Origin of the sequence: Halorubellus salinus (assembly GCF_020567525.1) — an archaeon.
Classification (GTDB): domain Archaea; phylum Halobacteriota; class Halobacteria; order Halobacteriales; family Natrialbaceae; genus Halorubellus; species Halorubellus salinus.
Window position 1 is genome coordinate 326,348 of record NZ_JAJCVI010000001.1, and the last position, 25,799, is coordinate 352,146.

The following is a 25,799-nucleotide window of genomic DNA, read 5'->3' on the forward strand; positions in this document are numbered from 1 at the left end:
GACCCGCGAAGCGAAATCGTTTTCCTCGCGCTGACGTTCCTTCGAACCATGAGCGACAAGCCGGCGTCGATGTACCGGGAGATCTCGAAGCCGCCGTACACGCGGCGCGAGTACATCACGGGCATCCCTGGGTCGAAGATCGCACAGCACAAGATGGGTGACGCGGGGAGCGACCCCGAGGACTACCCCGTCCAGATCAGTCTCCGCGTCGACGAGGAACTCCAGATCCGCCACGGGAGCCTGGAGGCCGCGCGCCTCTCGGCGAACCGCCACATGATCAAGACGCAGGGCGAGGGGAACTACAAGATGATCCTGCGGAAGTTCCCGCATCACGTCATCCGGGAGAACAAGCAGGCGACGGGCGCGGGTGCGGACCGCGTCTCCGACGGGATGCGTCAGGCGTTCGGGAAGGTCGTCGGGACGGCCGCCCGCATCCAGAAGGGCGAGCGGCTGTTCACGCTGTACTGCGACGTGGACCAGGCCGACGCCGGCAAGGAGGCGTTCCGGCGCGCGTACAACAAGATCAGCCCGCCGTGTCGCATCGACGTCGAACGCGGCGAAGAGCTCCTCATCTCCTGAGCGAACGCGGTCGTTCGCTGTCTTTCGACGCCGGAAGCGGTGCCTATCGCCGGAAGAAGAGGATGCTTCTGGAGAGGTCCACGACGGCGCCGAGGCGCCCGCGCTCATTTCCCTCGCGAGCCTCCGGGTCGTCGGTCGCACTGCGACCGTCTCGAAGCGTCAGCACGGCGAGTGCGCCGACGCCGAGCGTCGCGGCGAGCGCCACGGCGACCGCGGGAAGCCCGCCGAGGACGGGCGCGTCGACGGCCAAAAGCACGGTCAGCACGGCGAACGTTCCGGCGAGTGACAGGAGGGTCCCGGCGTTGGAGCGTGCGACGCTCGCACCGTCGTCGAGGTACGGTTCGAACGTGTCAAGACTGCGCTCGGCGGTGACGACGCCACGGTCCTTGTCGTACTCGACGAGGCCGTAGCTCGCCATCGACGGCAGGTGCGTCTGGACGAGCGACGTGTACACGCGCTTGCGCTGCCGGTAGTCGAGCTGGTCCGGGTCGAGTCCGTACTCGATGCCGGCGACGGCGCCGGTGAGGTCGCGTACGGTCATCGTGTCCCGTCCGCGGAGCACACGGATGACTGAGCGCCGGCGTTCGTTGCTGAGTGTGTGGAATATCGTGTCCTGGTCGAGTTTCATTGGTCACTTCTGGGCGGTGGGTAGGTATCACCCAAAACGACCGCGTTGGACGTCTCAGTCCTGCGACTGGGAGGGTTGGCTCGCTACTCACTGTCTAGTCGACTGGCTGAATATTAAAGGTTCTCGTACGGGAAGTAACGGTCTCTTACCGGTAGCAGACGGCGATTACCGAACGCCGTCGCGGTCGAACGTCGTCGTGGTCGGTCGGCCAGGGGGGTCACTCGCGGGTCGAGAGGACCGGCTGGTCGTCGGATCGTACCTCGAAGCGCGCTCCGTCCCCGTCCGCGACCGCCTCGACGGTCCAGCCGTGCGCGTTCACGATGTCAGCGACGATGGCGAGCCCGAGTCCGGTGCCGCCGTCCCCGGAGACGCCCTCCTCGAACAGCGACCCGGCGACGTCTCCGGGGATGCCGGGGCCGTCGTCCGCGACGTAGAACCCGTCGACGTCCGAGAGCGGCCCGACGGTGACCGACACCGACGCACCACCGTGCTCGATGCTGTTCCGGAACAGGTTCTCGAAGACGCGCGCAAGTCGCGTCCGGTCCGCGACGACGGTTCCCTCGTCGACGGCGAGCGTCGCGTCCTTCGTGTCGACGGCCTCCCACGCTTCCTCGGCGAGCGCCTCGAGCGACACCGCCGACCGCTCGGTGACGTCGTCGTCCTGCGCGAGCGCGAGCACGTCGTCGATGATGCGACGCATCCGGTCGTGCGACGTCCGTATCTCGCCGACAGCGGGGTCGTCGACGCGTTCCTCGAGCAGTTCCGCGTAGCCGTCCGCGACGTTCAGTGGATTCCGGAGGTCGTGACTGACGACGCTCGCGAACCGCTCCAGGCGCTCGTTCGTCCGCTCCAGGTCGCTCATCGTCTCCTCCAGGCGCTGCTCGCGTTCCTTCCGCTCGGTGACGTCGCGGGCGTTCACCACGATACCGGACACGCTCTCGTCGTCGAGGAGGTTCCGGCCCGCGGCCTCCAGGTACCGCCAGTCGCCGTCGGCGTCCTGGGCGCGGTACTCGACGCGGTTCCCGAACCCGGACTCCCGCGGCGTCGTGTCGAACGTCGACGTGACCGCCTCGCTGTCCTCGGGATGAATCGTCTCCGACACGTGGAGTCCGACGATGTCCTCGGGCGGGATGCCGAGCACGCGCTCCACGCTCGGACTGACGTACGTGACGACGCCGTCCGCGTCGAACACGGTGATGATGTCGGACGACCCCTCGATGAGCGTCTGGAAGCGTCGTTCGGCGCGCCGTTCGTCGGTGACGTCGCGGAGGACGACGAGCGTCCCCTCCACGGACTCGAGTTCGGACGTGCTCACGTCCAGGTGACGCCTGTCGCCGTCCACCTGTCGGGTGACCTCGCCGTGGCCGTGCTCGGCTGCCTGGCCGCGTTCGACCGCGTCAGCTACCTCGGGGAGGACCTCGCGGAGGTGCATGCCGACGAGGTCGTCGGGGACGCCGAGGACCTGACTGGCGGCCTCGTTGCTGTCGACGACGGCGCCGTTCTCGTCGACCATGACGTACCCGTCGCGCATCCGTTCGACGACGGTGTCGCGCGCGAGCGGCGCGAGCTCGAAGAACCGGTAGCGGGAGATGGCGGTCGCGAACGCGAGCCCGGAGAGCCCGAGGACGACCGACGTGAGGTTCACGTTGTCGCCGAAGACGTCCAGGACGAACGCGACGTTCGAGACGACCGGGAGGAGGCTCCCGCCGACGAGAAGCAGCGCCTGCCCGCGGTACGTTCCCTCGTCGAGCCTGACGAACTTGAGGAAGACGAGCGCGCCGGCGACGACGAGCGCGTACGAGTACGCGGCGTGCAGGATGAACATCGGCCCGAGTTCGCGCGACAGCACCCAGAACCCGGGGTCGTTGACGCGCTCCACGCTGAGGTAGTAGAGGTCGTGGTTTTGCGCAGTCAGTATGACCGTTACGACGACGATGGGTTCGACGGCGAGTGCGGACCACGCCCGTCGCGTCAGCTGGTGGTCGTTGTCAGTGTACGAGAGCGCGAACGCGAGCCACGCGGTCGGCGCGACGACCGTGAAGAGGTTCGTGACCGTGAGCCAGAACACCTTCGGGCCGTACTCGACCTCGGAGATCCCGATGGCGTACGTCCCGGACCAGCATGCGGCGGCTGCCATCAGGACCGCGAAGTAAAGGAGCGACCCCGGGTTCCGGGTGGCGGACCGATGCCGGTGGACGGCGTACACGCTGAGGCTGCCAGAGAGGACAGCGGAGAACACGAGCAGTTCCGTGTACGGCGTCGGCTGAAATGTCATCCACCCACCCGACTCGGGACGCGATTGTCGATACGCGAATCACGGCAGCGGTGATTATAAACGACATGGCTACTCGGTTCGACGCGGCGGAGGAGCGCCGTTCCGCGACGCTGGAACGAGACGGTCGCGTGGTTCGCTTCGACGACCACGAGGACGCCGTGACGGCGCCGTGCATCTCGCTCGTTTCGATACTACTAACTCGGGGCTATCGGTACTTCGAGGTGAGTCAACTCATGAAGCTTCAGGAATTCCAAGGGAAGCAGGTCTTCGCGGACGCCGGCATCCCGGTCCCGCCGTCGAAGCTCGCGTCGACAGTGGACGAGGCTGTCGACGCGGCCAACGACATCGGGTACCCGGTCGCTATCAAGGCCCAGGTACAGGTCGGTGGTCGCGGGAAGGCCGGCGGTATCAAGCTCGTCGACGACGCCGAGGAGGCCCGCGAGGCCGCCGAGGCCATCATCGGGATGGACCTCAAGGGCATCCCCGTCGAGCGCGTGCTCGTCGAGGGCGCCGTCGACTTCGTGAACGAGCTGTACGTCGGCGTGACCATGGACCGCGGCGAGGGCGAGCCCGTGGTGATGGTGTCGACGAAGGGTGGTGTCGACATCGAGCAGGTCGCCGAGGAGGAACCGGACGCGATCGTCCGCGAGCACGTCGACCCCGTCTACGGGATGCATCCCTACCAGGCGCGGAAGGCCGTCTACGACGCTGGCGTGGAGCGCGACGTCGCTGGTGACGTCGCGAAGATCGTCCAGACCGTCTACGAGCTCTGGGACGAGAGCGACGCGAGCGAGGTCGAGATCAACCCCGTGATGGTGACGAGCGACCGCGAGGTCGTCGCCGCGGACGCGGTGATGAAGATCGACGAGGACGCGATGTTCCGCCAGCCGAAGTTCGCCGAGATGGAGGACGAGGCGAACGCGGGCGGTGACGAACTCGAGCGGAAGGCCGACGAGTACGGGTTCGACTACGTGCGTCTCGACGGGAACGTCGGCATCATCGGGAACGGTGCGGGCCTGGTGATGACGACGCTCGACCTCGTCGACCACTACGGTGGGAAGCCCGCGAACTTCCTCGACATCGGTGGCGGCGCGAAGGCCGAGCGCGTGACGAACGCACTGGACATGGTGTTCAGCGACGAGAACGTCGATTCGGTCGTCTTCAACATCTTCGGCGGTATCACGCGCGGCGACGAGGTCGCTCGCGGTATCAACGAGGCCCTGGAGCAGTTCGACGAGATCCCCAAGCCAGTCGTGGTCCGACTCGCCGGGACGAACTGGGAGGAAGGGATGGAGATCCTGAACGAGGACCTCGTCGAGGTCGAGAAGACCCTCGAGGACGCGGTCCAGCAGGCTGTTGCGAACGCGAAGGAGGTGAGCCAGGAATGAGCGTGCTAGTCGACGACGACACGAAGGTGATCGTGCAGGGTATCACGGGCGGCGAGGGCAAGTTCCACGCCGGCCAGATGATCGAGTACGGGACGAACGTCGTCGCGGGCGCGGTGCCCGGGAAGGGCGGCCAGGAGGTCCACGGCGTCCCGGTCTACGACACGGTCGACAAGGCCGCGCGCGAGCACGACGCCGACGCGAGCGTCGTGTTCGTGCCGCCGGCGTTCGCCGCGGACGCCATCTTCGAGGCGCTGGACGCCCCCATCGACCTGGCGGTCGCCATCACGGAGGGCGTTCCCGTCCAGGACATGGCGAGAGTCAACAAGCGCCTCGGCGAGGTCGACACGCGCCTCATCGGGCCGAACTGTCCGGGCATCATCACGCCCGGCGAGGCGAAGCTCGGTATCCTCCCGGGGAACATCTTCGAGTCCGGGAACGTCGGGCTCGTCTCCCGGTCGGGGACGCTCACGTACCAGGTCGTCTCGAACCTGACGAACCGCGGTATCGGGCAGACGACCGCCATCGGTATCGGCGGCGACCAGATCATCGGGACGAGCTTCGTCGACGCGCTCGAGGACTTCGAGAACGACCCCGACACCGAGGCGGTCGTGATGTGCGGCGAGATCGGTGGCGAGGACGAGGAGGCCGCCGCTCGCTACATCGGCGAGCACATGGACACGCCCGTCGCCGGCTTCATCGCCGGCCGCACGGCACCGCCGGGCAAGCGGATGGGGCACGCGGGCGCCATCGTCTCCGGGAGCGGCACCGGGACCGCGCAGTCGAAGATCGACGCGCTGAACGACGCGGGCGTTCCCGTCGGCGACACCCCCGAGGAGGTCGCCGACCACATCGAGAGCTTCCTGTAACTCGAACCCGCCGGTTCCGGGTGGTCTCGGGCCCGAAATCGCGGTTCTCGTTCTTTCGAGTCCGTCCAAGACCGACCAGCCTGTGCGTTACCCGAACAACCAGGCTTTGAGTCGCGCGAACAGCCCCGTGGGTTCGTCGTCGCCGGAAGCGTCGTCGTCGCCTTCGGCTGGTTCGCTCGCGACGCTCGCCGCCTCGGGGTCGTCGACACCTCCGCTGTCGGCGAGCGGACCCGCGGTACTCGAGGAGCCGGCCGTCGACCCGCTCGTCTCGACGTCGTCGATGTCGAGGTCCACGTCGCCGATGTCAGACGTCTCCTCGCGGTCCTCGGCGCCTTCGGTCGTCGGCCGACCGAACGAGTTCCCGTCGTCGGCTTCGGCGTCCGCGAGCGCTTGCGCGACCTCGTCCGCGGACAACGGCTCGTCGTCCGCATCGGCGTCCGCGTCCGCATCGACCTCCTCGTCCGCGTCCACGGACGCCGCGTCAGCGTCGCTCCCGGGAGCGTCCGCGTCTTCGTCGACGCCAGCCGGCTCCGAGTCGTCGCTCTCGACCGTGCCCGGACTGCCGGCCGTTCCAGCGTCGACGTCGGCGGCGGCGTCGGCGAGCGCGTCCACGTCCGGCCCGGGGGCTTGCTCGTCCTCGGTCGCTGCGGACGCCTCGGCTCCTTGGCCGGCCGACGCGGTCCCCTCGATGGTACTGTCGTCGTCGAGGCCACCGTCGTCGTCGGGCGTCGTCGTGGTGCTGTCGGAGACGGTCGTCCTCGCGGCTGGCGTCTCGTCGTCGCTGGCGTCGTCGTCCGCGAAGATGTCGGCGAGCATGTCGTCGACGCTCTCCTCGCTCACGTGCGTCCGCGGACCGCCACCGCCGGCGTCCGATGCGGCGTCGACGTCGTCGTCGACCGAGCGCTCGGAGACGTACGTCTTCGGGCCGGCGTCCGTGGTGTCGCGGTACGCGTCACCGGCCGCCTTCCCGATCTCTGCCGCACGGTCGTCCACGTCCGACGTCTCGTCGACACTGTCCGCGTCCGCGACGTCCGCGGCCGCGACGTCCGCGGCCGCGTCCCCGAGCGCGTCGACGTCCTCCTCGTCCGCCGCCGCGGCCCCTGCGGTCTCGTCTTCCTCCTCGTGCCCGTCCACGGGCTGTTCGTCCGGTGAATCCGCTGATGCCGAATCGGCGTCCACGTCATCGTCGGCAGCGTCGTCACTCATACGTCAACCGAACGGGGGCCCCACCAAGAAACTTCCTGGCACGCCCGCATCGAAACGACCGCCGCGAGAGGACTCGCCTCTCAGAACAGGTTCTTCAGCCAGCCGACGAACCGACCGACGACGCCTTTCGACGAGGAGTCGTCGCTCTCGGCGCTCGCTGCCGACTCGGCGGGCGCCGAGGACGCCGCGTCGCTCGGTTCACTCGACGGCTCCGCGTCGACCGTGGTGGCCTCCGTCACGGGTGCGTCCTCGGCAGTCGCTGCCTCAGATGGTTCCGCCTCTACGGACGCCGCCGCGTCGTCGTCCGCGGCATCCGCCTCGAACAGGTCGCCCTGCGTCGTCTCCGCCGTCGCCGGCTCGGAGTCAGCAGGCTCGGACTCCACGGGTTCCGGCTCCGGCTCGCTCGCAGGCTCCGGCTCCGCATCGACCGCCGGCTCCGCCTCCGGCTCCGCATCGACCGCCGGTTCCGCCTCCGGCTCCGCATCGACCGCCGGCTCCGCCTCCGGCTCCGAATCGACCGCCGGTTCCGCCTCCGGCTCCGAATCGACCGCCGGTTCCGCCTCCGGCTCCGAATCGACCGCCGGTTCCGCCTCCGGCTCCGCATCGACCGCCGGTTCCGCCTCCGGCTCCGCATCGACCGCCGGTTCCGCCTCCGGCTCCGCATCGACCGCCGGTTCCGCCTCCGGCTCCGCATCGACCGCCGGTTCCGCCTCCGGCTCCGCCTCAGCCGGGGGTTCGGGTTCCGCATCGACCATCTCGCCCGCCGTGGCCTCGGCGGGAGCAGGCTCCGACTCCGCAGCTTCTGCCTCGGCTTCGGGTTCCGCGCTCGCTTCCGCGCTCTCGTCGACCGCCGTAGGCGAAACGGCCTCCGCGGGCTCCACGTCCGCTTCCGCCGGCTCGGACTCCTCCGCTTCGACCGCCGCGCTCGGAGCCTCGTCCGGACTCGCATCCACCATCTCGTCTGCCGACGTGGACGCCTCGACCGACTCGGATTCAACGGGTTCGGCCGCCGGTTCCGGCTCCGGTTCGGGTTCGCTCGCAGGCTCAGGCTCCAGCTCGGGCTCCGGTTCGGGCTCGCTCGCAGGTTCCGGTTCCGGTTCGGGTTCGCTCGCAGGCTCAGGCTCCAGCTCGGGCTCCGGTTCGGGTTCGCTCGCAGGCTCAGGCTCCAGCTCGGGCTCCGGTTCGGGTTCGCTCACAGGTTCCGGTTCCGGTTCGGGCTCGCTCACGGGCTCCGGCTCCGGTTCGGGCTCGCTCACGGGCTCCGGCTCCGGTTCGGGCTCGCTCACGGGCTCGGGCTCGCTCACGGGCTCCGGCTCCGGTTCGGGCTCCGGTTCGGGTTCGCTCGCAGGTTCCGGCTCGGGTTCGCTCGCGGGCTCGGGGTCTGCTGGTTGGAACGGTGAGTCGCCAGCGTCGACGGGTTCTCCGCCCTCGGCGATGTCGCTCTCCATCGACGCGAAGACGTCGTCGAGGCTATCGTCGACCGGACTCGTCGATTCGGGCTCGGGCTCTCCCTCCTCGTCGTCCGTCGCGAGGATGTCGTCGATGCTCTCGTCGGTCGTCAGCAGGTTCCCGATCGCTTCCTCCTCCTGGTCCTGCGGGATGTCGTCCTCCGCGTCGGGGGCGTCCGCGTCGGCACCGTCGTCGACGGGCACGAACGTCTCGATCTGGTCGGCAGCGAGCAGGTCGTCGCCGGCGAACGAGATGCCGTCACCGAGGTTCGACCTGAGCGAGTCGAGGTTGGACTCGTTGACGAGGACGAACCGCCAGCGGTCCTCGTCCGACAGCCGGGCGAACGTCAACGGGGCGCCGTCGAGGACGGACGTCTCGATAGCGTCCAGGATAGCGGGGTAGTTCTCGCTGCCGAGGTCGTGCGCGGGGAACGAGAAGGAGATATCGCGGACGTTCCCGGACGGGTCGGCGACCTCTATCGCCCACGGCTGCGGGTTCGGGCCGCCAGCGGTGAGTGGCTCGTCGTTCGCGTCCGCGATAGCGACCGAGCCTCCGATAGCTGAAAGGACGGCGTCGAGTTGCGTTCCGACCTCGCTCTCGTCGAAGTCCCGAGGCGCGTCGATACCGCGCGAGGAGTTCGAGAGGACCTTCAACAGTGCGTGATGTGCGTCGCTCGCGGACGGGTTATCGGGAAGCGCCTTCGCGACCACCTTCCGCGGGTCGACGCCGTCGGGCACTTCACCGCCAGCGTGGATCGCTCGAATCTCGTCGTTCGACAGCCCAAAACCGCGACAGATCTCGACGTACGCAGAGAGCGCTGAGTCACCCGTCATTTACGATATCGGACCCATAGCTCGGGAAGGAATTAAACCTGACCCCCGAACGGCGATACTCACCCGGTGAGGATGGAGCGGATGCGTGAGGCGAGCCCGTCGTCGCCGTCGTCCCCGTCGTCGCCGGGGTCCTGGTCGTCGTCGTCGGTGCTCTCGGGGTCGCCGCCTTCGACGTCGTCGTCGCTGTCGTTCGGTTCGTCGTCGCTGGCGAGCGCCGCGTCCTCGCTCTCGGTCGTGGACGCGTCCTCGTCGTCGTCCTCGAACGCCGCTGCGTCGACGGCGAAGTCGTCTTCGCCCTCGAAGGTCGCGGCGCGCGCGTCGAACGACCCCGGGCTGTCGTCCGTGAGCGAGAACTCGTCGTCGCTGCTCTCCGCCGCGGACGCGTCCGTGCTCGACTCGTCGGCGGTCGCCGGTTCGTTCCGGTCGGCGGTCGCCGATTCGCTCCGGTCGTTGGTCGACGAGCTATCGTCGGGCGCGAACAGCGACCCGACGTCGTCGGTCGCGTCGTCGTCTTCGGTCTCCACCCAGAGGAAGCCGTCGGCTTCGCGGCGTTCGGTGAGGAGGAGGTCGTCGAGCGCGCCCTCGTCGGCGCGGATGGCGTCGTCGATCTGGTCGACGTGCACCTCCTCCTCGTCCGCGCGAGAAATGATCTCGTCGGGTGATTCGTCCCCGAGTTCGTCGACGGCGTGTGCCTGGTCGGCGTCGTCCTGTTCGTCCCGGAGCTGCGCGAAGAGTTCGTCGGCGGTCGTGTCCTCGGCGTCCGGCGTGACCGTACCCGACCCGGGGATGACCGTCTCGTCGTCGGACTCTCCGTCGTCGATGGAGATGTCCGTCTCGTCGGTGGCGAAGAGGTCCTCCACGTCCAACGTGTCGGAGTCACCGCCGTCGGCAGTGGTTCGGGTAGATTCGGACATCTGGTGAGTAGTTAACGAACCCGTTCTACGGAAAGTTAAATTTTCCCCATCCAGACCGTTCAATTTGCTGAGGTAGCGCCGGCGACCACGGCGGTTAACTGCGACGGTTCCGTGAGCGCCGGTATGCGATTCGGCGTCATCTCCACGGCGAACATCGGACTGAAAGCGGTCGTTCCGGCGATAGAACGCAGCGAACACGAGGTCGCTGCCATCGCGTCGCGCGACGCGGAACGGGCGAGAGCGGTCGCGGACGAGCACGGCATCGACCGCGCGTACGGCTCCTACGAGGCGCTGCTCTCGGACGACGACGTCGACGCGGTGTACAATCCGCTCCCGAACGCGATGCACGCCGAGTGGACGAAGGCGGCGGCGGACGCCGGCCTGCACGTCCTCTGCGAGAAGCCGCTCGCGGTCGACGCGGCGGAGGCGCGCGACGTCGTCGCGTACTGCGAGGACGCCGGCGTGACGCTCATGGAGGCGTTCATGTACCGGTATCATCCGCGAACGCGGCGAGCGCGGGAGATAGTCACGAAGGAGCTCGACGACGTTCGTGGCGCGTACGCGACGTTCCAGTTCCCGCTACGCGGGCGTCCAGAAGACATCCGCCTCGACCCCGACCTCGCCGGTGGGAGTCTCATGGACGTCGGCTGTTACGCGGTGAACGTCACGCGGACGCTCCTCGGGGAACCGGACGCGGTGTCGGCGCGGACCGTGGACTCGCGCGACTGCGGCGTCGACACGCACGTCGCCGCGCAGCTCGCGTACGATGGCGCGACCGCGCAGGTGTCGGCGAGCTTCGACACGCAGGACGTGCAGCGGTATCGCGTGGAGGCCGAGAACGGGTGGCTGGAGGCGCCGGCGGACGCGTTCAACCCGCGCGGGGACGAGGTCGACCTCCGGTACGCGGTCGACGGGCGGGAGGTCGTGGAGACGTTCGATGCGGGCGACCAGTACCGCCTGCAGGTCGAGCACTTCGCCGAGTGCGTCGAGCGCGGCGAGACGCCCGAGACCGACGGCGCGGAGGCGGTCGCGAACATGCGCGTCGTCGACGCGATCTACGAGAGCACGGAATCGGGCGAGCGCGTTCGACTCGACTAGGGCCTGTGCACTCGCGTTCCCCGGCACTCACTCGACGATGGCGTCGAGTTCGTGGGCGACGGCTCTGGCGCGGCGGTCGTACGCGTCGGTCCCGGGTTCCGTCCAGGTGTCGAGGCCGCTGACGGCGCGGCTGATCGCGGTGAGTCGGTAGAGGTCTCGCAGGGGAACGTCGGGACCGCACGGGAGTTCGTCGTAGAGCGCGTGCTGGACGGGCGTCGGGTCGTCGACGTCGGTCGTGAGGAGGTACTCGACGTTCACCGCGGCGAACGCGACCGGGGTGACCTTCGCGCGCTCCAGGTCGACGACGCCACCGAGGTCGTCGACGGACGCGGGCGGCCGTCCGTCGAGCGCGAGGAGGTTCCCGGGCGAGAGGTCCGTGAGGACGACGGCGGGCGACGGCTCGCTCGGAAGCCGGTCTCGGTTCGCGAGGAGGTACTCGAGTGCGGCGGGGGCGACGCGCTCGATGGCGGGGTGCGGGGCGGGGGATTCGAAGTGCTTGCGTGCGTACCCGACGAGCCAGTCGTCGAACCGGTCGTGGGTCGCGACGACCCGCGGGCGGCCGTCGACCACGTCGCCGCGCTGGATGGAGCCGTAGCCGATTGCGGCCTTCCGCGGAACAAGGTCGAACGCGGCGACGACGGCGCCGAGGAGCGAGACGCGAGCCGGGTCGGTGAGGTGCTGCGTGTCGTCGAACCCGCTGGCGAGCGGCGACCCCGGACAGTAGCTCATCGCGACCGCCGCCGGTCGGTCGTCGCTCCCGGGGTCGAACGCGAGTATCTCCGGAACGGGCAGGGACGTGTACGCGCGGAGGGCGCGAGCGGCGGCGGCGCCACCGCGGAGGTTCGCGGCCGTCGAGAACGTCCCGACCTTCAGCACGAACCGTTCCGCGCCGGGTTCCGGTGGGTCGACGACGTAGACGTCGTTCACGCCGTCGCCGACGGCCGTGAGCGCGCTCGCCGGGAGCGTCGCCGCGTCCGGGAGGACGTCGAGGTGCGCGAGGACGCGCCTGACGTCCTCGAGCGACAGCGGCTCGGAGCGCCGAGGCATGTCAGCGCGTTCGCGGACGACCCTGAAACGGGTATCGTTCTCCTCGCCCGCCGCGTCGCTCCCAGCCAGCGGCCGGTCCGGCACGGGTGCCGCGACCCCCGCGCTTACCGTGCCGTCGTGCCAACCGTCGACGCATGAGCGAGTTCGACGGGGTCGTGTTCGACGTGGATGGAACGCTCGTGCGCGGCCGGGAGCCGATTCCGGGAGCGGCCGAGACGGTGTGTGCGGTCCGCGAGTCGGGTGCGGGCGTCGCGTTCGTGACGAACAACCCGACGCGGACTCCGGAGTCGTACGTCGGGAAGCTCCGCGGTGCGGGCATCGACGCGACCGCCGACGAGGTCGTGACGAGCGGGACGTCGACGGTCGCGTTCCTCGAACGCGAGCACCCCGGCGACGCCGCGTTCGTCGTCGGCGAACAGGGCCTCGAATCCCAGCTCGCGAACGCGGCCCTCGACGTCGTCGACGACCCGACGGCCGCGGACGGCGTGGTCGCGTCCATCGACCGCGAGTTCACGTACGACGCGCTCGCGGACGCACTCACCGCGTTCGAGTCCGGCGTCGACTGGTTCGTGGGCTCGGACCCCGACCGCACCATCCCGACCGACTCGGGGCTCGTCCCGGGGTCGGGCGCGGTCGTCGAGTCCGTCGCCGCGGTCGCCGAACGCCGCCCGGACGCCGTCCTCGGGAAACCCCATCCGTTCACGCGCGACCTCGTCTTCGACCGTCTCGGGTGTGACCCCGCTCGCGCGCTCGTCGTCGGCGACCGACTCGACACCGACGTCGCCTTCGGCGCAGGTGCGGGCGCGAGCACCGCGCTCGTCGAGACCGGCGTCGCGACGCGCGCCGACGCGGCCGCGAGCGACGTGACGCCCGACCACGTCCTCGCGGACGTCACCGGCGTCCAGACCCTCCTCTAGCTCGCGGCGAGCGTCGACGCCCCGTCGTCCTGGAACGCCCGCGCACCTTTTTGTATTCCGCGGGAGAACCGGCGAATTATGACGACCGGAATCGAGTACGACGACTTCCTCGACCTCGAGTACGAACCCCGCGACGACGACCTCGTGTGCGAGTTCACCATCGACCCCGCGGAAGGGATGACGATGGAGGCCGCAGCGAGTCGCGTCGCGAGCGAATCGAGCAACGGCACGTGGGCGGCGCTGTCCGTCGACGAGAACGAACTCACGGACCTCGGCGCGACCGCGTACATGATATCGAACGACGACCGCGTCAGCGTCGCGTACCCCGCGGCGCTCTTCGAGGACGGGTCGATGGCGCAGATCCTCTCGTGTATCGCGGGGAACATCATGGGGATGAAGGCGGTCGACTCGATACGTCTGGAGGACTGCTACTGGCCGGAGACGATCGTCGACGGGTTCCCGGGGCCGCAGTTCGGGACGAGCGTCGCGAGCGAGAAGCTGGACGCCGGCGACCGCCCGGTGCTCGCGACGGTCCCGAAGCCGAAGGTCGGGTTGTCGACGGACGCGCACGTCCAGATTGCCGAGGACGCGTGGCGCGGCGGCGTGGACCTCCTGAAGGACGACGAGAACCTCACCGACCAGTCGTTCAATCCGTTCGAGGAGCGCGTCGAGCGCTCGCTCGCGAAGGCCGAGGAACTCACCGAGGAGACGGGCGAGAAGAAGGACTACCTCGTGAACGTCACCGCGGAGACCGAGGAGATGATCCGGCGCGCGGAGTTCGTGCACGAGCACGGCGGCGGGTTCGTGATGGTGGACGTCGTGACGTGTGGGTGGTCTGCGGTGCAGACGTTGCGCGAGCACTGCGAGGACATGGACCTCGCGATCCACGCGCACCGGGCGATGCACGCGGCGTTCGACCGCATGGACCATCACGGCGTCTCGATGCGCGTCATCGCACAGGTCGCGCGGCTGTGTGGCGTCGACCACATCCACACGGGGACGGCGGGCCTCGGGAAGCTCGCGAACGAGGACACGCCGGGCATCAACGCGTGGCTGAAGAGCGACCTCTACGAGCTGAACGACGTCCTACCGGTCGCCTCCGGCGGCCTGCATCCGGGCGTGACGGACGCGCTCATCGACGCGCTCGGGACGGACATCGCCATCCAGGCCGGCGGCGGCATCCACGGGCACCCCGACGGAACGGAGGCTGGGGCGCGGGCGCTCAGGCAATCGGTCGAAGCGACGATGCAGGACGTCCCGCTCGCCGAGTACGCCGAGGACCACGCCGAACTCGCGACCGCGCTCGAGAAGTGGGGTGCGGAGACGCCGCGATAGTCCGAGGGCGCGCGTCGTCGGTCACGTATTCGTCCCCGACAGCCACGCGAAAAGGCCTTCTTCAGAGTCGTTAGCATGCCTCGTGTGCGTGAGTATCGCACGTTCGAGAGCGATTCTTTACGGCGGACCGCGTCGGTGGGCGTATGCGAATCGAACACGACCCCATGCAGTGCGAGAACTGCGGCGAACTGACCCACGAGGACCTGGAGACGGTCGAGAACGTCCCGCGCCTGGACCCGGAGACGTACGCGGTCGAGGGCGAGGCGACCGAGGTGTACGTCTGCGGGGGGTGTCACGCCATCGTCGGCGTGAAGTGACCCAACGGAGAGTCGCGTTCAGTCGTCGGCGGGCGCGGCGGGCGTGACGCTCTCGGGGTCGACGGTCGCGTGCTTCACGACCGCGTCGAAGTACTCGAGCGGGAAGCGGTCGTCGTCGGTGATGCCGCGACCGCTCGCGGCGTCGAGGTGCGTGTGGACGAATCGGCGTGCGACGAGCGCCGTCCTGGCGTCGCCGTCCTCGAGGTCGCGCTGAGCCATCTCGCACAGCAGACTCGCCGTGTAGACGTCGAAGACGTAGTCAGCGAGGTCCTTCGCCTTCAGCTGCGCTGCCTCGCCGTCGAGCGTTCCGAGGTGCGCGAGTGCCGCACCGAGTTCCGCGTACTCGCTCTCGACGACGCGCTTGGCGTCCGCGAGCGCGTCGTGCGTGGCGGTGTCGAGGTGCGACTGGATGCGTTCGAGCAACGGCTCGTGGGCGTCCTCGCGGTCGAGTGCCCGCAGGAGGTCGAGCGAGAGGATGTTCGACGTCCCCTCCCAGATCGGGAGCACCTGCGCGTCCCGCAGGAGGCGGTTCGTCACGAAGTCGTTCACGTACCCGTTCCCGCCCAGTACCTCCATCGCGTAGCTCGCCGTGTCGACCGCCATCCGCCCGGTGCGGTACTTCGCGATGGGGACGAGCGCGCGCATCAACCGGTACGCGTCCTCGCGCTCCGCCTCGTCCGCGGCGTTCTCCCGGCGGTCGAACGTCGCCGCGGCGTCGAACGTGAACGCGGTCGCGGCCTCGTGATCGACCGCCATGTCCACGAGGTCCTGGCGCATCAGCGGGTACTCCTCGATGGGACTCCCGAACGCCTCGCGGTTCGCTGCCTGCACCGTCGCCTCCAGGCGCGCCCGAGCGATGATACCGCACGACGCGGACGCGTTCGCGAGCCGCTCCAGGTTCAGCATGTCCGTCATGTACTTGAACCCCCGCGACTCCTCGCCGACGAGGTACCCCGTCGCGCCCGTCAACTCCACCTCGCCGGTGGGCACCGAGATGGTGCCGAGCTTGTCCTTCAGGCGACGGTAGAGCTGGTCGTTCAGCACGGGCCCCTCACCGCCGTCGACGTCGTCCCCGGCTCGCGCATCGAGTTCGTGCGGGACGACGAACAGCGACAGCCCCTTCGTTCCCTCGGGCGCGTCCGGCGTCCGGGCGAGCGCGAGCGTCGCCTGCGCGTCGATGTTCGAACAGAACCACTTCACGCCCGTCAGCTCGTACGTTCCGGGCTCGTCGATCGGTTCGGCGACCGTCTCGGTCGCGCCGACGTCGCTCCCGCCCTGCTCCTCGGTGAGGAACATCGCGCCCTCCGAGAGCGCGTCGTAGTCGCGACTCGTCGTCTCCGCGAGGAACGACTCGAGGACGTCGCCGTCGCCGTACTTGTCGAGGACGAGCGCGACGCCCGCGGTCATCGACACCGGACAGTACAGGCCGGCGTCGCTCATCGAGAGGAGGTACCCCATCGCGAAGTGATGCGTGAACGGGAGCGGTTCGTCGCGACCCGCGGGGGCGTCGAAGACGTCCGCGACCATCCCGGACTCGTACGCGAGTCTGGCCTCCTCGTGGAGCTCCGCGGGATACCGCACGTCGTTCACGACGTCGCCGTGGTCGCCGTACGTCCGGAGCTCGGGCCCGTGGTCGTCGACGTAGTCCGCGTGGTCCGCGATGGTGTGGCCGGCGTGCTCGCCGAACGCCCGCAGGCGCTCGGTCGCGGCCGCGTGGTCGTCCCCGTCGAGGACGCGGTCGACCGCTCGCCGGAGCGTCGGGTCGTACGCGTAGTAGTTCACGTGCCGACCGCCGTCGAGGTCGGCGAAGTCCAGGTCGCTCACGTCCGAGTCGACGGCAGCCAGCACAAAGTGATTTGCCAACAGGTCACGCGTTCACTGCCGTTTCGACGCGAGCAGCGCGCAGGAACTCAGGCGAACTGGAGGACGCCGTACCCCGAAACCGCGGTCGCGAACACGCCGAGCGCGAACAGGAGGTAGTTCCAGACCGTGCTGTCGGCGGTGGTCAACGACACCGTGTACGTCCGCCCCGAGAGCGGCCAGAGGAGCGGGACGCCTGCTGGCGTGAGGACGTCGCCGGCGAGGTGCGCGAGGATGCCGAACGTGCCGACGGCGAACGCGAACGCGACCGGCGTCGCGAGCTCGCTCGTCGGGAGCGGGTTCGCACCGACCTGCGATAGTGCGACGACACCGCCGGCGAACGCGGCACCGACGAGCACGGCGAACAGGACGGTGTGCGTGACGCCGCGGTGCGTGATGCCGGGGACGCGCTGGTCGTAGTCCGGGACTCTCGCCAGTGCGAGCACGCCCGCGCCGCCGACGACCGCCAGTCCCGGTTCGCCCAGGAGCGCGAGCGCGAACCCGACGGGTGCGTACAGCAGGAGCGACACGCCGTAGTGACCGAGCCGGTACACGACCACCCGTTCCGCGTACTCCTACAAGAACGCTCGGCCTACTCGCAGCCGGCGTCGATGACCCGGGTCAGTTTCCGGTGACCGGTCGACGGTTCCCAGGAAACGATTAAACGACGGCGTGGCGTATCGGGTGCCATGGCTAATCCAGTGCTCGACCCGCTACTGGAGTACCTCTCGGGGTACGGCGTCGTCGAGCGAACGATCCTCGTACTCGCGGTGTCGTTCGCCGCCGCCCTCGTCCTCGAGTTCGTCGTGTTCAAGCTCGCGCGCAAGGTCGTCAAGCAGACCGGGAGCAAGTTCGACGACGTCGTCGTCTCCGAGGTCCGGTGGCCGCTCGTCGTCACCGCCGCCCTCGGCGGCATCTGGCTGCTGACGGTGTCGTCCGCGGACGCCGCGAACGTCGTCGTCAGCGAACAGGACCTCCAGGACTTCTTCGCGCGTCCGGCCGCGGTCCTCATCGTCCTCATATGGGCGTTCGCGCTGAACCGCATCGTGAACCGCGCGGTCGACCTCGTCGACAAGACCGGGAAGTACGACTTCGCACCCATCTTCTCGAACGTCTGGACGTTCATCGTCCTCGCCGGCGCCGGCGTGCTGTCGCTCTCGATCTACAACATCGCCATCACGCCACTGCTCGGTGCCGCCGGCATCGCCGGCATCGCGGTCGGGTTCGCCGCGAAGGACACCGTCGCGAACTTCTTCGGTGGGCTCGCGCTCTACTTCGACGACACGTACAAGATCGGTGACTACGTCGTGCTCGACACCGGCGACTCCGGGACGGTCGTCCGCGTCGGCATCCGGTCGACGACGCTCCTGACGCGCGACGAGGTGATGGTGACGGTCCCGAACGCGAAACTGAACTCCGCGAGCATCACGAACGAGTCCGCGCCACAGCGCCGGCGGCGCATCCGCGTCCCCATCGGCGTCGCGTACGGCACCGACCTCGACGAGTTCGAGGAGCTCGCGGTGCAGGTCGCGCTCGACGAGAAGCTCACGCTGGACTCGCCGAAACCCCGGATGCGGCTCCGCGAGTTCGGCGATTCCGCACTGAACTACGAACTGCTGTGCTGGGTGAGCACGCCCGTCAAGCGCGCGAAAGCCGTGCATCGGCTCAACAAGGGACTGTACGACGCGCTGAACGACGCGGACATCGGGATTCCGTTCCCGCAGCGCGACGTGAACCTCACGACGACCGACGTGGCCCCGACGCCGGGCGTCCAGCCCGAGCGAGCGCCGGCGGACGTCGACGAACCCGTCGCCGACGGTGGCGGCGACGAGGACGCCCCGGCCGACGGTGCTGTGGACACGAACGAGGAGTCGCAGTGAGGTTCGGAGGAGGTTCGGAGTGACGCGAGCGAACGATAGAAGGCACTCGCACCCGGACGTCGACGCATGCTCGATTCTCTCTACGAGTTCGCCGGTCCTTTCGTGATCCCCGTCGTCCTGTTCGCCGTCGGTGGACTGGCGTACGTCGCGCTCTGGTACCTGAACCGCGTCGACCTCTGAGGCCCGTCGACGCCGCCGAGACGGGCGTCGGAGCGGTCACTCCACGACGATGCGGCCGCGCATCCCCGCGCCGCGATGCGGCGCGCAGTAGTACTCGTACGTGCCGGCGGCGGAGAACGTGTGCGAGTGCACGTGGCCCGCGCCGTAGGTCGTCCCACCGCCGCCACTGGTGCCCGTCCAGTCGCCAGCATCCGGCTGGCTGGCGACGCGGACGTTGTGCCCGCCGGAGTCCCACCGGAACTCGACGGTCGACCCGGCCGGGACCGTCAGGCGGTCCGGGTCGAACCGGAGTCGGCCGTCGGGACCGACCGTCACCGTCTCGGTCGTCGGCGTCGCGGTCGACTCGGTGGTTGTCGTCGGTTCCGTCGTCGACGTCTCCGGTTCGGTGGTCGTCTCCCGTTCGCTGGTCGTCCCCCGTTCGCCGGTCGTCTCTACCTCGGTGCTGGTCGGTTCGTCCGTCGTCCGCTCCGCGGTCGCCGATTCCTCGGTCGTCGCCGTCGCGTCCGTGGTCGGCTCCATGGTGGACCGCGCCGTCGTCCCGCCGCCGCCGCTCGTCGTCCCGTCGCCGCCAGTCGAACAACCCGCGAGCGTCGCGGCGAGCGTGGTCGCTGCACCCGCGAGCACACGCCGCCTGGAGGATTCGTCCATACGTAGCGCTCGACGACGACCATCAAGGTGATTTTCCCAGTTCTCACCCAAAAACGACCGGCTTCTCGCCGGTAAGACCGAGTTACCCCACCAGGACCAGGCACCCGGTTCGCCGCTCGACGACGACCGCTCCCGGTTCACTCCTCGAGGACGAGCGCTCCCGATTCACTCCTCGACGACGACCTCGCCGGTCATCCCGGACCCGCGGTGTGGGTTGCAGTAGTACGAGTACGTGCCGGCGATCTCGAACGTGTGCGAGTACGCGTGTCCGGCGTCGTACACCGCGGTCGGTGCGTCCATCGTCCCAGTCCAGTCCGAGCCCTCGGGCGTCGTGTCGGCGACGACGTTGTGGCCGCCCGACGACCACACCCACTCGACGGTGTCGCCTCGTCGGGCTCGGTCGTCGTCGAATCCCCACCTGACGAACACCCGGCGACGCCCGCCGCCACGGCGACGCCCGTCGACGCAAGCACCTGTCGTCTCGTTGGTCGGTCCATACCCGAAGCGTACACTCACTGGTCAATTAGGTATTCCCCCGACGCGTGGTGGTTCGGCAAGCGGTCGATGCACTTGGTTCGGGGTTGCACGACCTGCCGTTACGATTCGACGACGACCTCGGCGACCATCCCGAGACCCTCGTGGGGCTGACAGTAGTACTCGTACGTCCCCGCAGTCTCGAACGTGTACTCGTACGTGTGGCCGGTGTCGTACGTCTTCGCCCCGTCGCCGTCGGTTCCGGTCCACTCGGCGCCGTCGGGTTGATCGCGCACCACGATGTTGTGGTTCGCGGAGTCCCACGACCACGTCACGGTGTCGCCGACGGAGACCGTCAGCGACGACGGCTCGAACGCGTACGACCCGCCTGGGCCGACAACGACCGCGTTCTCGCCGTTCGCGGACTCCGTTCCCTCGTCGTTCCCGAGACACCCGGCTGCCGCCGCGACGACCACGACACCAGCGCTTCCGAGGAGTTCGCGTCGACGCAGCGTCGGACCGTCGTCACTCGAATCGTCCATGGTCGACACTACGGGGTCGTGGAGATAAAGCCCGCGAGTCTCGCGGACGGCCGCCAGTCAGGCGGCTTCGGCGTCGTAGCCGGCGAGGTGAACCTTCTCGACGAGCGTCTCCGTGCTCGCGTCGCCCTCGACGGTCGCCTCGTTCGCCTCCCGGTCGGCCGAAGCGCTCTCGACGCCGTCCGCCATCTCCAGTGCCGTCTCCACGATGTCCTCGCAGCCATCACAGGTCATGCCAGTCACGCGCAGGGTCGTGCTCATACGCGCCACTGCGCAAGCCTGGGTTAGAACAGTTTTGGTCGCGACGACCGACGCGAGCCGGTGTCGTGAACGATGACTGGCTGGGTGCCGTCAGTTCTGACTCGTCAGGCCCGTGTAGCGGTCCTCGAACGTGCCGAGGCACTCCTCGCTACAGAAGTGGAAGAGGTCGCCGTCGTACTGGGTCGTCACGCCGTCGTGCGTGACGGGGTCGGCGCACTCCTCGCAGGAGAGACTGAGTTCGCCGTCGCTCACCTGGGGCTCCCACGCGTGCTCCTCGACGAGGCTGACGTCGAGCGAGTCGACGAGTTCCATGTCGACGATGCGATGGAGGGTCTCGCGGACCTCGCCGCCGGGGACGGTGGCGTGCACGACGAGACGGTTCCCGGCGGTGAGGTAGACGTGCTCGACGGGTTCGCTGTCCGCGAGGCGCTTGGCGACGCGGTCGTCCGCGTCGGGGACGAGGTCCAGTTCGACGAGCACGGGGATGCCCTTCGAGATGAGCGACCGGTCGATGTCGATGGTGAATCGGTTGATGACGCCGAGGTCGGCGAGGCGCTCCACGCGGTCGGAGACCGTCGGCGGGGACACGTTCACGCGGTCCGCGATCTCGCTGTACGGGCGGCGGGCGTCCTCGACGAGGAGTCGAAGGATGTCGAGGTCTGTTTCGTCCAAGTCGCGCATGTCTGAATATCATATGGTTTTCGGCTATACAAGTTTCGACATAGTTTGAAACACGCGTACTTCGCAAATAACTATGTGGGTCGTTCGCAGTCCTCGATGTCTTGCGATTCGAAGGACCGACCGGCGGCCGTGAGGGACATCGAGGGGTCGGGTCTTCCGCGCGACGGACCGCGTTCCACTCGGTCGCTGGACACTACCGGCCCATGGCGTGGAACTCCGCGTTCGGCCGCATGTCCGCGAGGTGCGCCATCCGGTTCGAGAGGTTGAAGAACGCGGCGACGCTCCCGACGTCCCAGACCGCGCGCCGCGAGAACCCGTGGTCCTCGAGGCGCTCGACGTCGTCCTCCTCGACGGCGGCGGGGTCCTCGGTGAGCTTCACCGCGAAGTCGAGCATCGCGCGATGCGCGTCGTTCACGTTCGCGGTCCGATGATTCGAGACGAGCTGGTCGGCGAGCAGCGGGTCGTCCGCGTAGATGCGGACGAGCGCGCCGTGCGCGACGTTACAGTAGTAGCAGTCGTTCGCGCCCGAGACCGCCACCACGATCATCTCTATCTCCTCGCGCTCGAGTTCGGTGTGCTCGGTGAGCGCGTCGTAGTACGCGAAGAACGCCCGGAAGTGCGACGGCCGGTACGCGAACGCCTCGAAGACGTTCGCGAGGAACCCGGCCTCGTCCTCCTCGTCGGCCATCCGCTCACGGAGGTCCTCGGGGAGGTCTTCGCGGTCCGGTACGGGGAATCGCGTCATCGCCGGCACGTCGTCTGCCATGCGCGAGGCCACGACCGCTGCCGCAAAGAATCCGCCGACTCCGCCGGTGGCGCGTGCATGACCGTCCGCCCGCAGGACCGCGACGGTTTTCTCCCGGGGTCGCCTACGGAGCGTCGTGCAGAACGTCACGGACAGGGTCCGGAATCCGTTCGGGCTCGTCGTTCCCGAGCGGTTCGCGGGCGACGACGATCCGCCGGCGGTGTACGGGTACGGGGACGCGAACGCGGACTTCCACGTCATCGGGGACCGACCGGCGGTCCACGGCGGCGACGACACGGGCGTCCCGTTCACGGGGTCGGTCGCGGGCGAACGCCTTCAGCGCGTCCTCCACGAGACCGAGTTCCTGGCGGCGCCGTACGCGTACGCCCCCGACGCCTCGAACCTCTACCTGAGCTACGTGTTCATGGGTCGACGCCCTCGCGACCCGAGTCCGCGCGAGTACGCTGACCTGGAGCGGTACTTCGACACCGAGCTTCGCGCGATCAACGCGCACATCCTCCTGCCGGTCGGCGAGCGCGCCATCGACCACGTCCTCGAGGCGTACACGACGCAGCGCCGGAAGGTCGGGCGCGACGTCGACGACGCCGCGCTCCACGCGACCGAGATACGCGGCCGCGGGTTCCTCGTCGTCCCGATACGCGAACCCGCCGAGTGGACGCCCGACGACGAACGCGCGCTCGTCGACCGACTGAACGCCATCCGGCATCGCGACTATCGGCAGACGAAAGGCGTCGCGACGCGCGTCGGGTGAGTCCGAACACCGCCAGCGTTGGCGAACCGTCGGTCGCGGCGGTCAGTCGAAGAGTCTGGGTCGAACGACCAGGCTGAACAGGAGCACGACCACCGTGAGAATCGGGAGGATTGCACCGAGGAGGTCGACGGCCAGCGGTGGCGACGGCACGGCGTACTCGGCGCCGATGACTGCGAGCGGGACGCTGACGCCGAGGACGTACGCGTACGACGGTTTGAACTTGTACGCCATGTGCGTGTGGCGGATGATGACGAGGAACACGAACGGCATGACGATCGCTCCCGCGAGCAGCGGCCCGCCGTACACCGTGGCGACGCTCGCGGTGACGACGCCGATACCGACGGTCTCGTTGATCGTCACCCACTTGTACGGGCGCTTCGCCCAGACTGCGCGATAGATGCCGAACGCGAGCGCGGTCGCGACGACCGCGCCGGCGAGTGCGCCGTACCACTGCATGGTCGGGAGCAATGGCTCGACGAGCGTCGTCGACTGCACGAACTCGTACATCGTCGGGATGCCGCGTCGAGCGACGAGCACGTCGCGGAGCGCGGCGGTGTCGGTCCCGGCAGCGGCGAGTGCGCTCCCGAGCCGGCGGAACGAACCGAGGTTCGCGTACGCCCAGTAGCCGACGCCGCCGACGAACAGGAGCGTCGACAGCAGCATCAACGGGTACCCCAGTTGGAGGCTCCGCCACCAGTTGAACAGCGCGTTGTCCGTCCACGACGACGACGTCGGCTCGGACGTCGTTCCGATGGTCGAGTCCTTGTCCTTGGTCGTACTCGCCGACCCGGACGCCGCCCCGGAGGGCGTTCCCCCGGCGCTCGCGGTGGACGCGGACCGCGCTCGACGGTTCGACGACCCGCTCGACGTCGTCGACGTCGACGCCTTCGACGAGGACCCCCGACGGTTCGACTGCGACGACGAATCGCTCGCCGACGACGACGACGACGACCGCGAGGATGAGCTCCTGCGGTTCGACCGCGACGACGAGTCACCGGACGCCGAACCGGAACTCGACGACGACCGCGACGACGAGCTCCGGCGGTTCGACGAACCGCTCGACGACGACCGCGACGAACCACTCGAGGACGACGACCGCGACGAACCGCTCGACGACGACCGCCTGCCGGAACTGCCGCTGCTCGCGGTGGTCGAACCGCCGGATGCACTCGCGGTCGACCCGCCCCGCGAGGACCCGCCGTCGTCGGTGCGCCACGCGCTCGGGTCGGGGATGCCCGAGGTTCGCTTGGCGACGTAGTCCTTGTGTCCGAGGCGGTCGTACGCCTGCCGTTCCGCGGGGTCCTTGAGTATCTCGTAGCCCTTCTTGACCGCGGTGAACTGCGCTGGCGCGTCCGGGTCGTCGTTGAGGTCGGGATGGTACTCCCGCACCTTCGTCCGGAACGCGTCCTTGACCTCCTCCTGGCTCGCGTCGTCGTCTATCTCGAGGAGGTCGTAGAAGTCGAAATCGTCAGTCATTGGGTCGAGCGGTAGTTGATAGTGAGAATGGGTGTGGGGTTTATATTTGCAATGCTTGGTGTCGGGCTAGAAGTCCGTCAAGGAAGTCTGCCCCGGGGGCAAGGTATGTGTCTTGTGGCCGTCGCCTGCTGGCGACTCGCTGGCGTCACCGTCGGTCGCGTCCACGGCCGCGTCGTCGCGCTCGCCCGCTCCATCCTCGTCGTCGCTTGCGTCGTCGCCGTCGGTCGCCGCGGGTTCGGTCTCGCTCGCTGCCTGGGCGGCGGTGAACGAGGCGAGTGACGGCTGGTCGCGGTCGGTGAACGAGAGGTTCGCGACGCGGACGCCGACCTTCCGGACGGCGACGTCCTCGAACTCCGCGAACAGGTCGAGTGCCGCGGACTCGACGAGCGCGGGGTCGTCGACGGGACCGGGGAGCGAGCGCTCGCGCGTGTTCACGTCGAACGGCGGTTCGACGGCCTTCACGCCGATGGTGCGGTAGAGCGCGCCCTCGCGCTGAGCGCGCTCGGCGACCGCCGCGGCGAGCGTCCGCACCTGCTCGCGTTTCGGCTCGGCGTCGGTGACTGGCGACCCGAACGCGGATTCGCGCGAGAAGCTCTTCGGGTCGCCCCGCGGCGTGACCTCGCGGTAGTCCCGGCCGCGAGCGCGGTCGTGGAGCTCGCCGCCGCGTTCGCCGAACCGGTCGACGAGCGCGTCCCGGTCCGCGTCCGCGAGGTCGCCCGCGGTCTCGATGCCCTCCTCGCGGAGCTTTCGAGCGGTCACCGGGCCGACGCCGTGGACGTCCTCGACGTCGAGCGGCGCGAGGAACTCGACTAGTTCGTCGGGCGTGATGACGACGAGGCCGTCCGGTTTGTCGTGGTCGCTGGCGACCTTCGCGGCGCTCAACGTCGGGGCGACGCCGACGCTCGCGGCGACGCCGACCTCGCGAGCGATGCGTTGCTTGACGTGGCGCGCGAACCCCTCGACGACCTCCCAGTTCGTCCGGTCGGTGACGTCCAGATAGGCTTCGTCGATGCTGACCTCGCGGACGACGTCCGCGCACTCGTGGAGGATCTCCTTGACCTGCGCGCCGACCGCCTGGTAGTGGTCGAGGTCGACGGGCCGGTAGAGCCCGGTCTCGTCGATATCGGGGGCGTCCGGGTCCTCGAGGTCGGCGTCCTCGCGACGCGGGAGGCGTTCGAGCGCGGTCGTGATGGCCATCGCGGAGTCGACGCCGAACTCGCGGGCCTCGTAGCTCGCGGTCGCGACCGCGCCCGCGTCGTCACCGGGTTCGTACCCCATGCCGACGACGACCGGTTCCCCGCGGAGCGCGGGTTCGCGGAGGCGCTCGCAGGCGGCGTAGAAGCAGTCCATGTCGACGTGACAGACGAGCTGGTCGGGCGGGCCGTCCTCGACCGGGCTCGCGCCCGGTAGTCTGGTCACGTCGTCGGACAC

The 25,799-nt window shown here is 68.9% G+C and carries 26 protein-coding genes and 1 pseudogene; 10 read left to right on the top strand and 17 right to left on the bottom strand.

Annotated elements, in window-relative coordinates; translation table 11 throughout:
• Positions 1–48: 48 nt before the first annotated feature.
• Complete coding sequence (locus LI336_RS01650) at positions 49–579, top strand: 50S ribosomal protein L16 (protein ID WP_227130881.1); 531 nt, start codon at positions 49–51, stop codon at positions 577–579.
• 43 nt (positions 580–622) lie between these two features.
• Here the strand turns inward: LI336_RS01650 and LI336_RS01655 are convergent, their stop codons facing one another.
• Both LI336_RS01655 and LI336_RS01660 read right to left on the bottom strand, forming a co-directional pair.
• Positions 623–1,207 carry a DUF7344 domain-containing protein gene (locus LI336_RS01655; protein WP_438267258.1) on the bottom strand — a complete coding sequence of 195 codons (585 nt, stop codon included), beginning with the start codon at positions 1,205–1,207 and terminating at the stop codon, positions 623–625.
• A gap of 217 nt (positions 1,208–1,424) precedes the next feature.
• Entirely contained in the window at positions 1,425–3,482 is a 2,058-nt protein-coding gene (locus tag LI336_RS01660) for a histidine kinase N-terminal 7TM domain-containing protein (protein WP_227130883.1), read from the bottom strand.
• A 233-nt stretch (positions 3,483–3,715) separates the two neighbouring features.
• Between LI336_RS01660 and sucC the strand changes: the two genes are divergently transcribed.
• Positions 3,716–4,870 carry an ADP-forming succinate--CoA ligase subunit beta gene (gene sucC / locus LI336_RS01665; protein WP_227131427.1) on the top strand — a complete coding sequence of 385 codons (1,155 nt, stop codon included), beginning with the start codon at positions 3,716–3,718 and terminating at the stop codon, positions 4,868–4,870.
• Positions 4,867–5,736 (top strand): succinate--CoA ligase subunit alpha, encoded by an 870-nt coding sequence (gene sucD, locus LI336_RS01670; RefSeq protein WP_227130884.1) that lies wholly within the window; start codon positions 4,867–4,869, stop codon positions 5,734–5,736. Before sucC ends, sucD begins: the two co-directional genes overlap by 4 nt.
• Before the next feature lie 87 nt (positions 5,737–5,823).
• On the opposite strand, the gene LI336_RS01675 is transcribed toward sucD, so the two are convergent.
• The 3 genes from LI336_RS01675 to LI336_RS01685 form a co-directional block, all read right to left on the bottom strand.
• On the bottom strand, positions 5,824–6,942 hold the full coding sequence (locus tag LI336_RS01675) for a hypothetical protein (protein ID WP_227130885.1): 1,119 nt from the start codon (positions 6,940–6,942) through the stop codon (positions 5,824–5,826).
• 80 nt (positions 6,943–7,022) lie between these two features.
• Positions 7,023–9,224, bottom strand: coding sequence for a hypothetical protein (locus tag LI336_RS01680; RefSeq protein ID WP_227130886.1), 2,202 nt, complete (start codon positions 9,222–9,224; stop codon positions 7,023–7,025).
• 59 nt (positions 9,225–9,283) lie between these two features.
• Positions 9,284–10,138, bottom strand: coding sequence for a hypothetical protein (locus LI336_RS01685; protein ID WP_227130887.1), 855 nt, complete (start codon positions 10,136–10,138; stop codon positions 9,284–9,286).
• 123 nt (positions 10,139–10,261) lie between these two features.
• Between LI336_RS01685 and LI336_RS01690 the strand changes: the two genes are divergently transcribed.
• Complete coding sequence (locus LI336_RS01690; protein WP_227130888.1) at positions 10,262–11,236, top strand: Gfo/Idh/MocA family protein; 975 nt, start codon at positions 10,262–10,264, stop codon at positions 11,234–11,236.
• Positions 11,237–11,263: 27 nt separating this feature from the next.
• Here the strand turns inward: LI336_RS01690 and LI336_RS01695 are convergent, their stop codons facing one another.
• Complete coding sequence (locus tag LI336_RS01695) at positions 11,264–12,283, bottom strand: phosphotransferase (protein ID WP_227130889.1); 1,020 nt, start codon at positions 12,281–12,283, stop codon at positions 11,264–11,266.
• A 134-nt stretch (positions 12,284–12,417) separates the two neighbouring features.
• Between LI336_RS01695 and LI336_RS01700 the strand changes: the two genes are divergently transcribed.
• From LI336_RS01700 to LI336_RS01710, 3 genes are all read left to right on the top strand, one after another.
• Positions 12,418–13,200 (top strand): HAD-IIA family hydrolase, encoded by a 783-nt coding sequence (locus LI336_RS01700; protein ID WP_227130890.1) that lies wholly within the window; start codon positions 12,418–12,420, stop codon positions 13,198–13,200.
• A gap of 78 nt (positions 13,201–13,278) precedes the next feature.
• Complete coding sequence (rbcL, locus tag LI336_RS01705; protein ID WP_227130891.1) at positions 13,279–14,535, top strand: type III ribulose-bisphosphate carboxylase; 1,257 nt, start codon at positions 13,279–13,281, stop codon at positions 14,533–14,535.
• 143 nt (positions 14,536–14,678) lie between these two features.
• Complete coding sequence (locus LI336_RS01710) at positions 14,679–14,852, top strand: hypothetical protein (protein WP_227130892.1); 174 nt, start codon at positions 14,679–14,681, stop codon at positions 14,850–14,852.
• 18 nt (positions 14,853–14,870) lie between these two features.
• On the opposite strand, the gene LI336_RS01715 is transcribed toward LI336_RS01710, so the two are convergent.
• Both LI336_RS01715 and LI336_RS01720 read right to left on the bottom strand, forming a co-directional pair.
• Positions 14,871–16,676: an acyl-CoA dehydrogenase family protein gene (locus LI336_RS01715; protein ID WP_227130893.1), complete on the bottom strand. Its 1,806-nt coding sequence runs from the start codon at positions 16,674–16,676 to the stop codon at positions 14,871–14,873.
• Positions 16,677–16,762: 86 nt separating this feature from the next.
• Positions 16,763–17,266, bottom strand: coding sequence for a metal-dependent hydrolase (locus LI336_RS01720; RefSeq protein ID WP_227130894.1), 504 nt, complete (start codon positions 17,264–17,266; stop codon positions 16,763–16,765).
• A 147-nt stretch (positions 17,267–17,413) separates the two neighbouring features.
• Between LI336_RS01720 and LI336_RS01725 the strand changes: the two genes are divergently transcribed.
• The gene (locus LI336_RS01725) at positions 17,414–18,592 is read left to right on the top strand and encodes a mechanosensitive ion channel family protein (RefSeq protein WP_438267265.1); all 1,179 of its coding nucleotides are present in this window, start codon (positions 17,414–17,416) and stop codon (positions 18,590–18,592) included.
• Positions 18,593–18,808: 216 nt separating this feature from the next.
• Here the strand turns inward: LI336_RS01725 and LI336_RS01730 are convergent, their stop codons facing one another.
• The 6 genes from LI336_RS01730 to LI336_RS01755 form a co-directional block, all read right to left on the bottom strand.
• Complete coding sequence (locus tag LI336_RS01730; RefSeq protein ID WP_227130896.1) at positions 18,809–19,420, bottom strand: plastocyanin/azurin family copper-binding protein; 612 nt, start codon at positions 19,418–19,420, stop codon at positions 18,809–18,811.
• Between the two features lie 165 nt (positions 19,421–19,585).
• On the bottom strand, positions 19,586–19,849 hold the full coding sequence (locus LI336_RS20315; protein WP_227130897.1) for a plastocyanin/azurin family copper-binding protein: 264 nt from the start codon (positions 19,847–19,849) through the stop codon (positions 19,586–19,588).
• Between the two features lie 167 nt (positions 19,850–20,016).
• Entirely contained in the window at positions 20,017–20,436 is a 420-nt protein-coding gene (locus LI336_RS01740) for a plastocyanin/azurin family copper-binding protein (protein ID WP_227130898.1), read from the bottom strand.
• A 57-nt stretch (positions 20,437–20,493) separates the two neighbouring features.
• Entirely contained in the window at positions 20,494–20,694 is a 201-nt protein-coding gene (locus LI336_RS01745) for a heavy-metal-associated domain-containing protein (RefSeq protein ID WP_227130899.1), read from the bottom strand.
• Between the two features lie 90 nt (positions 20,695–20,784).
• On the bottom strand, positions 20,785–21,375 hold the full coding sequence (locus tag LI336_RS01750) for an AsnC family transcriptional regulator (RefSeq protein WP_227130900.1): 591 nt from the start codon (positions 21,373–21,375) through the stop codon (positions 20,785–20,787).
• Between the two features lie 193 nt (positions 21,376–21,568).
• Positions 21,569–22,141 (bottom strand): peroxidase-related enzyme, encoded by a 573-nt coding sequence (locus LI336_RS01755; RefSeq protein WP_227130901.1) that lies wholly within the window; start codon positions 22,139–22,141, stop codon positions 21,569–21,571.
• A gap of 115 nt (positions 22,142–22,256) precedes the next feature.
• Here LI336_RS01755 and LI336_RS01760 point away from each other — a divergent pair, with 115 nt between their 5' ends.
• On the top strand, positions 22,257–22,892 hold the full coding sequence (locus tag LI336_RS01760; RefSeq protein ID WP_227130902.1) for a uracil-DNA glycosylase family protein: 636 nt from the start codon (positions 22,257–22,259) through the stop codon (positions 22,890–22,892).
• Between the two features lie 42 nt (positions 22,893–22,934).
• Here the strand turns inward: LI336_RS01760 and LI336_RS01765 are convergent, their stop codons facing one another.
• A complete protein-coding gene (locus LI336_RS01765; RefSeq protein WP_227131438.1) occupies positions 22,935–23,555 on the bottom strand; it encodes a hypothetical protein in 621 nt (206 codons plus the stop codon).
• 88 nt (positions 23,556–23,643) lie between these two features.
• Here LI336_RS01765 and LI336_RS01770 point away from each other — a divergent pair, with 88 nt between their 5' ends.
• Positions 23,644–24,150: a hypothetical protein gene (locus LI336_RS01770; RefSeq protein ID WP_227131439.1), complete on the top strand. Its 507-nt coding sequence runs from the start codon at positions 23,644–23,646 to the stop codon at positions 24,148–24,150.
• A 77-nt stretch (positions 24,151–24,227) separates the two neighbouring features.
• On the opposite strand, the pseudogene LI336_RS20320 reads toward LI336_RS01770, so the two are convergent.
• Positions 24,228–24,368, bottom strand: a pseudogene (locus LI336_RS20320) (DnaJ domain-containing protein); the annotation flags it as partial.
• 66 nt (positions 24,369–24,434) lie between these two features.
• The gene (gene dinB / locus LI336_RS01780; protein WP_368408335.1) at positions 24,435–25,799 is read right to left on the bottom strand and encodes a DNA polymerase IV; all 1,365 of its coding nucleotides are present in this window, start codon (positions 25,797–25,799) and stop codon (positions 24,435–24,437) included.

What these genes read in the sequence shown, in the direction of transcription:
- LI336_RS01650 (WP_227130881.1), top strand. Translation starts at nt 49, where the DNA reads ATGAGCGACAAGCCGGCGTCGATGTACCGGGAGATCTCGAAGCCGCCG.
- LI336_RS01655 (WP_438267258.1), bottom strand. Translation starts at nt 1,207, where the DNA reads ATGAAACTCGACCAGGACACGATATTCCACACACTCAGCAACGAACGC.
- LI336_RS01660 (WP_227130883.1), bottom strand. Translation starts at nt 3,482, where the DNA reads ATGACATTTCAGCCGACGCCGTACACGGAACTGCTCGTGTTCTCCGCT.
- sucC (WP_227131427.1), top strand. Translation starts at nt 3,716, where the DNA reads ATGAAGCTTCAGGAATTCCAAGGGAAGCAGGTCTTCGCGGACGCCGGC.
- sucD (WP_227130884.1), top strand. Translation starts at nt 4,867, where the DNA reads ATGAGCGTGCTAGTCGACGACGACACGAAGGTGATCGTGCAGGGTATC.
- LI336_RS01675 (WP_227130885.1), bottom strand. Translation starts at nt 6,942, where the DNA reads ATGAGTGACGACGCTGCCGACGATGACGTGGACGCCGATTCGGCATCA.
- LI336_RS01680 (WP_227130886.1), bottom strand. Translation starts at nt 9,224, where the DNA reads ATGACGGGTGACTCAGCGCTCTCTGCGTACGTCGAGATCTGTCGCGGT.
- LI336_RS01685 (WP_227130887.1), bottom strand. Translation starts at nt 10,138, where the DNA reads ATGTCCGAATCTACCCGAACCACTGCCGACGGCGGTGACTCCGACACG.
- LI336_RS01690 (WP_227130888.1), top strand. Translation starts at nt 10,262, where the DNA reads ATGCGATTCGGCGTCATCTCCACGGCGAACATCGGACTGAAAGCGGTC.
- LI336_RS01695 (WP_227130889.1), bottom strand. Translation starts at nt 12,283, where the DNA reads ATGCCTCGGCGCTCCGAGCCGCTGTCGCTCGAGGACGTCAGGCGCGTC.
- LI336_RS01700 (WP_227130890.1), top strand. Translation starts at nt 12,418, where the DNA reads ATGAGCGAGTTCGACGGGGTCGTGTTCGACGTGGATGGAACGCTCGTG.
- rbcL (WP_227130891.1), top strand. Translation starts at nt 13,279, where the DNA reads ATGACGACCGGAATCGAGTACGACGACTTCCTCGACCTCGAGTACGAA.
- LI336_RS01710 (WP_227130892.1), top strand. Translation starts at nt 14,679, where the DNA reads ATGCGAATCGAACACGACCCCATGCAGTGCGAGAACTGCGGCGAACTG.
- LI336_RS01730 (WP_227130896.1), bottom strand. Translation starts at nt 19,420, where the DNA reads ATGGACGAATCCTCCAGGCGGCGTGTGCTCGCGGGTGCAGCGACCACG.
- LI336_RS01740 (WP_227130898.1), bottom strand. Translation starts at nt 20,436, where the DNA reads ATGGACGATTCGAGTGACGACGGTCCGACGCTGCGTCGACGCGAACTC.
- LI336_RS01745 (WP_227130899.1), bottom strand. Translation starts at nt 20,694, where the DNA reads ATGAGCACGACCCTGCGCGTGACTGGCATGACCTGTGATGGCTGCGAG.
- LI336_RS01750 (WP_227130900.1), bottom strand. Translation starts at nt 21,375, where the DNA reads ATGCGCGACTTGGACGAAACAGACCTCGACATCCTTCGACTCCTCGTC.
- LI336_RS01755 (WP_227130901.1), bottom strand. Translation starts at nt 22,141, where the DNA reads ATGGCAGACGACGTGCCGGCGATGACGCGATTCCCCGTACCGGACCGC.
- LI336_RS01765 (WP_227131438.1), bottom strand. Translation starts at nt 23,555, where the DNA reads ATGCTGCTGTCGACGCTCCTGTTCGTCGGCGGCGTCGGCTACTGGGCG.
- LI336_RS01770 (WP_227131439.1), top strand. Translation starts at nt 23,644, where the DNA reads ATGGTCGAGTCCTTGTCCTTGGTCGTACTCGCCGACCCGGACGCCGCC.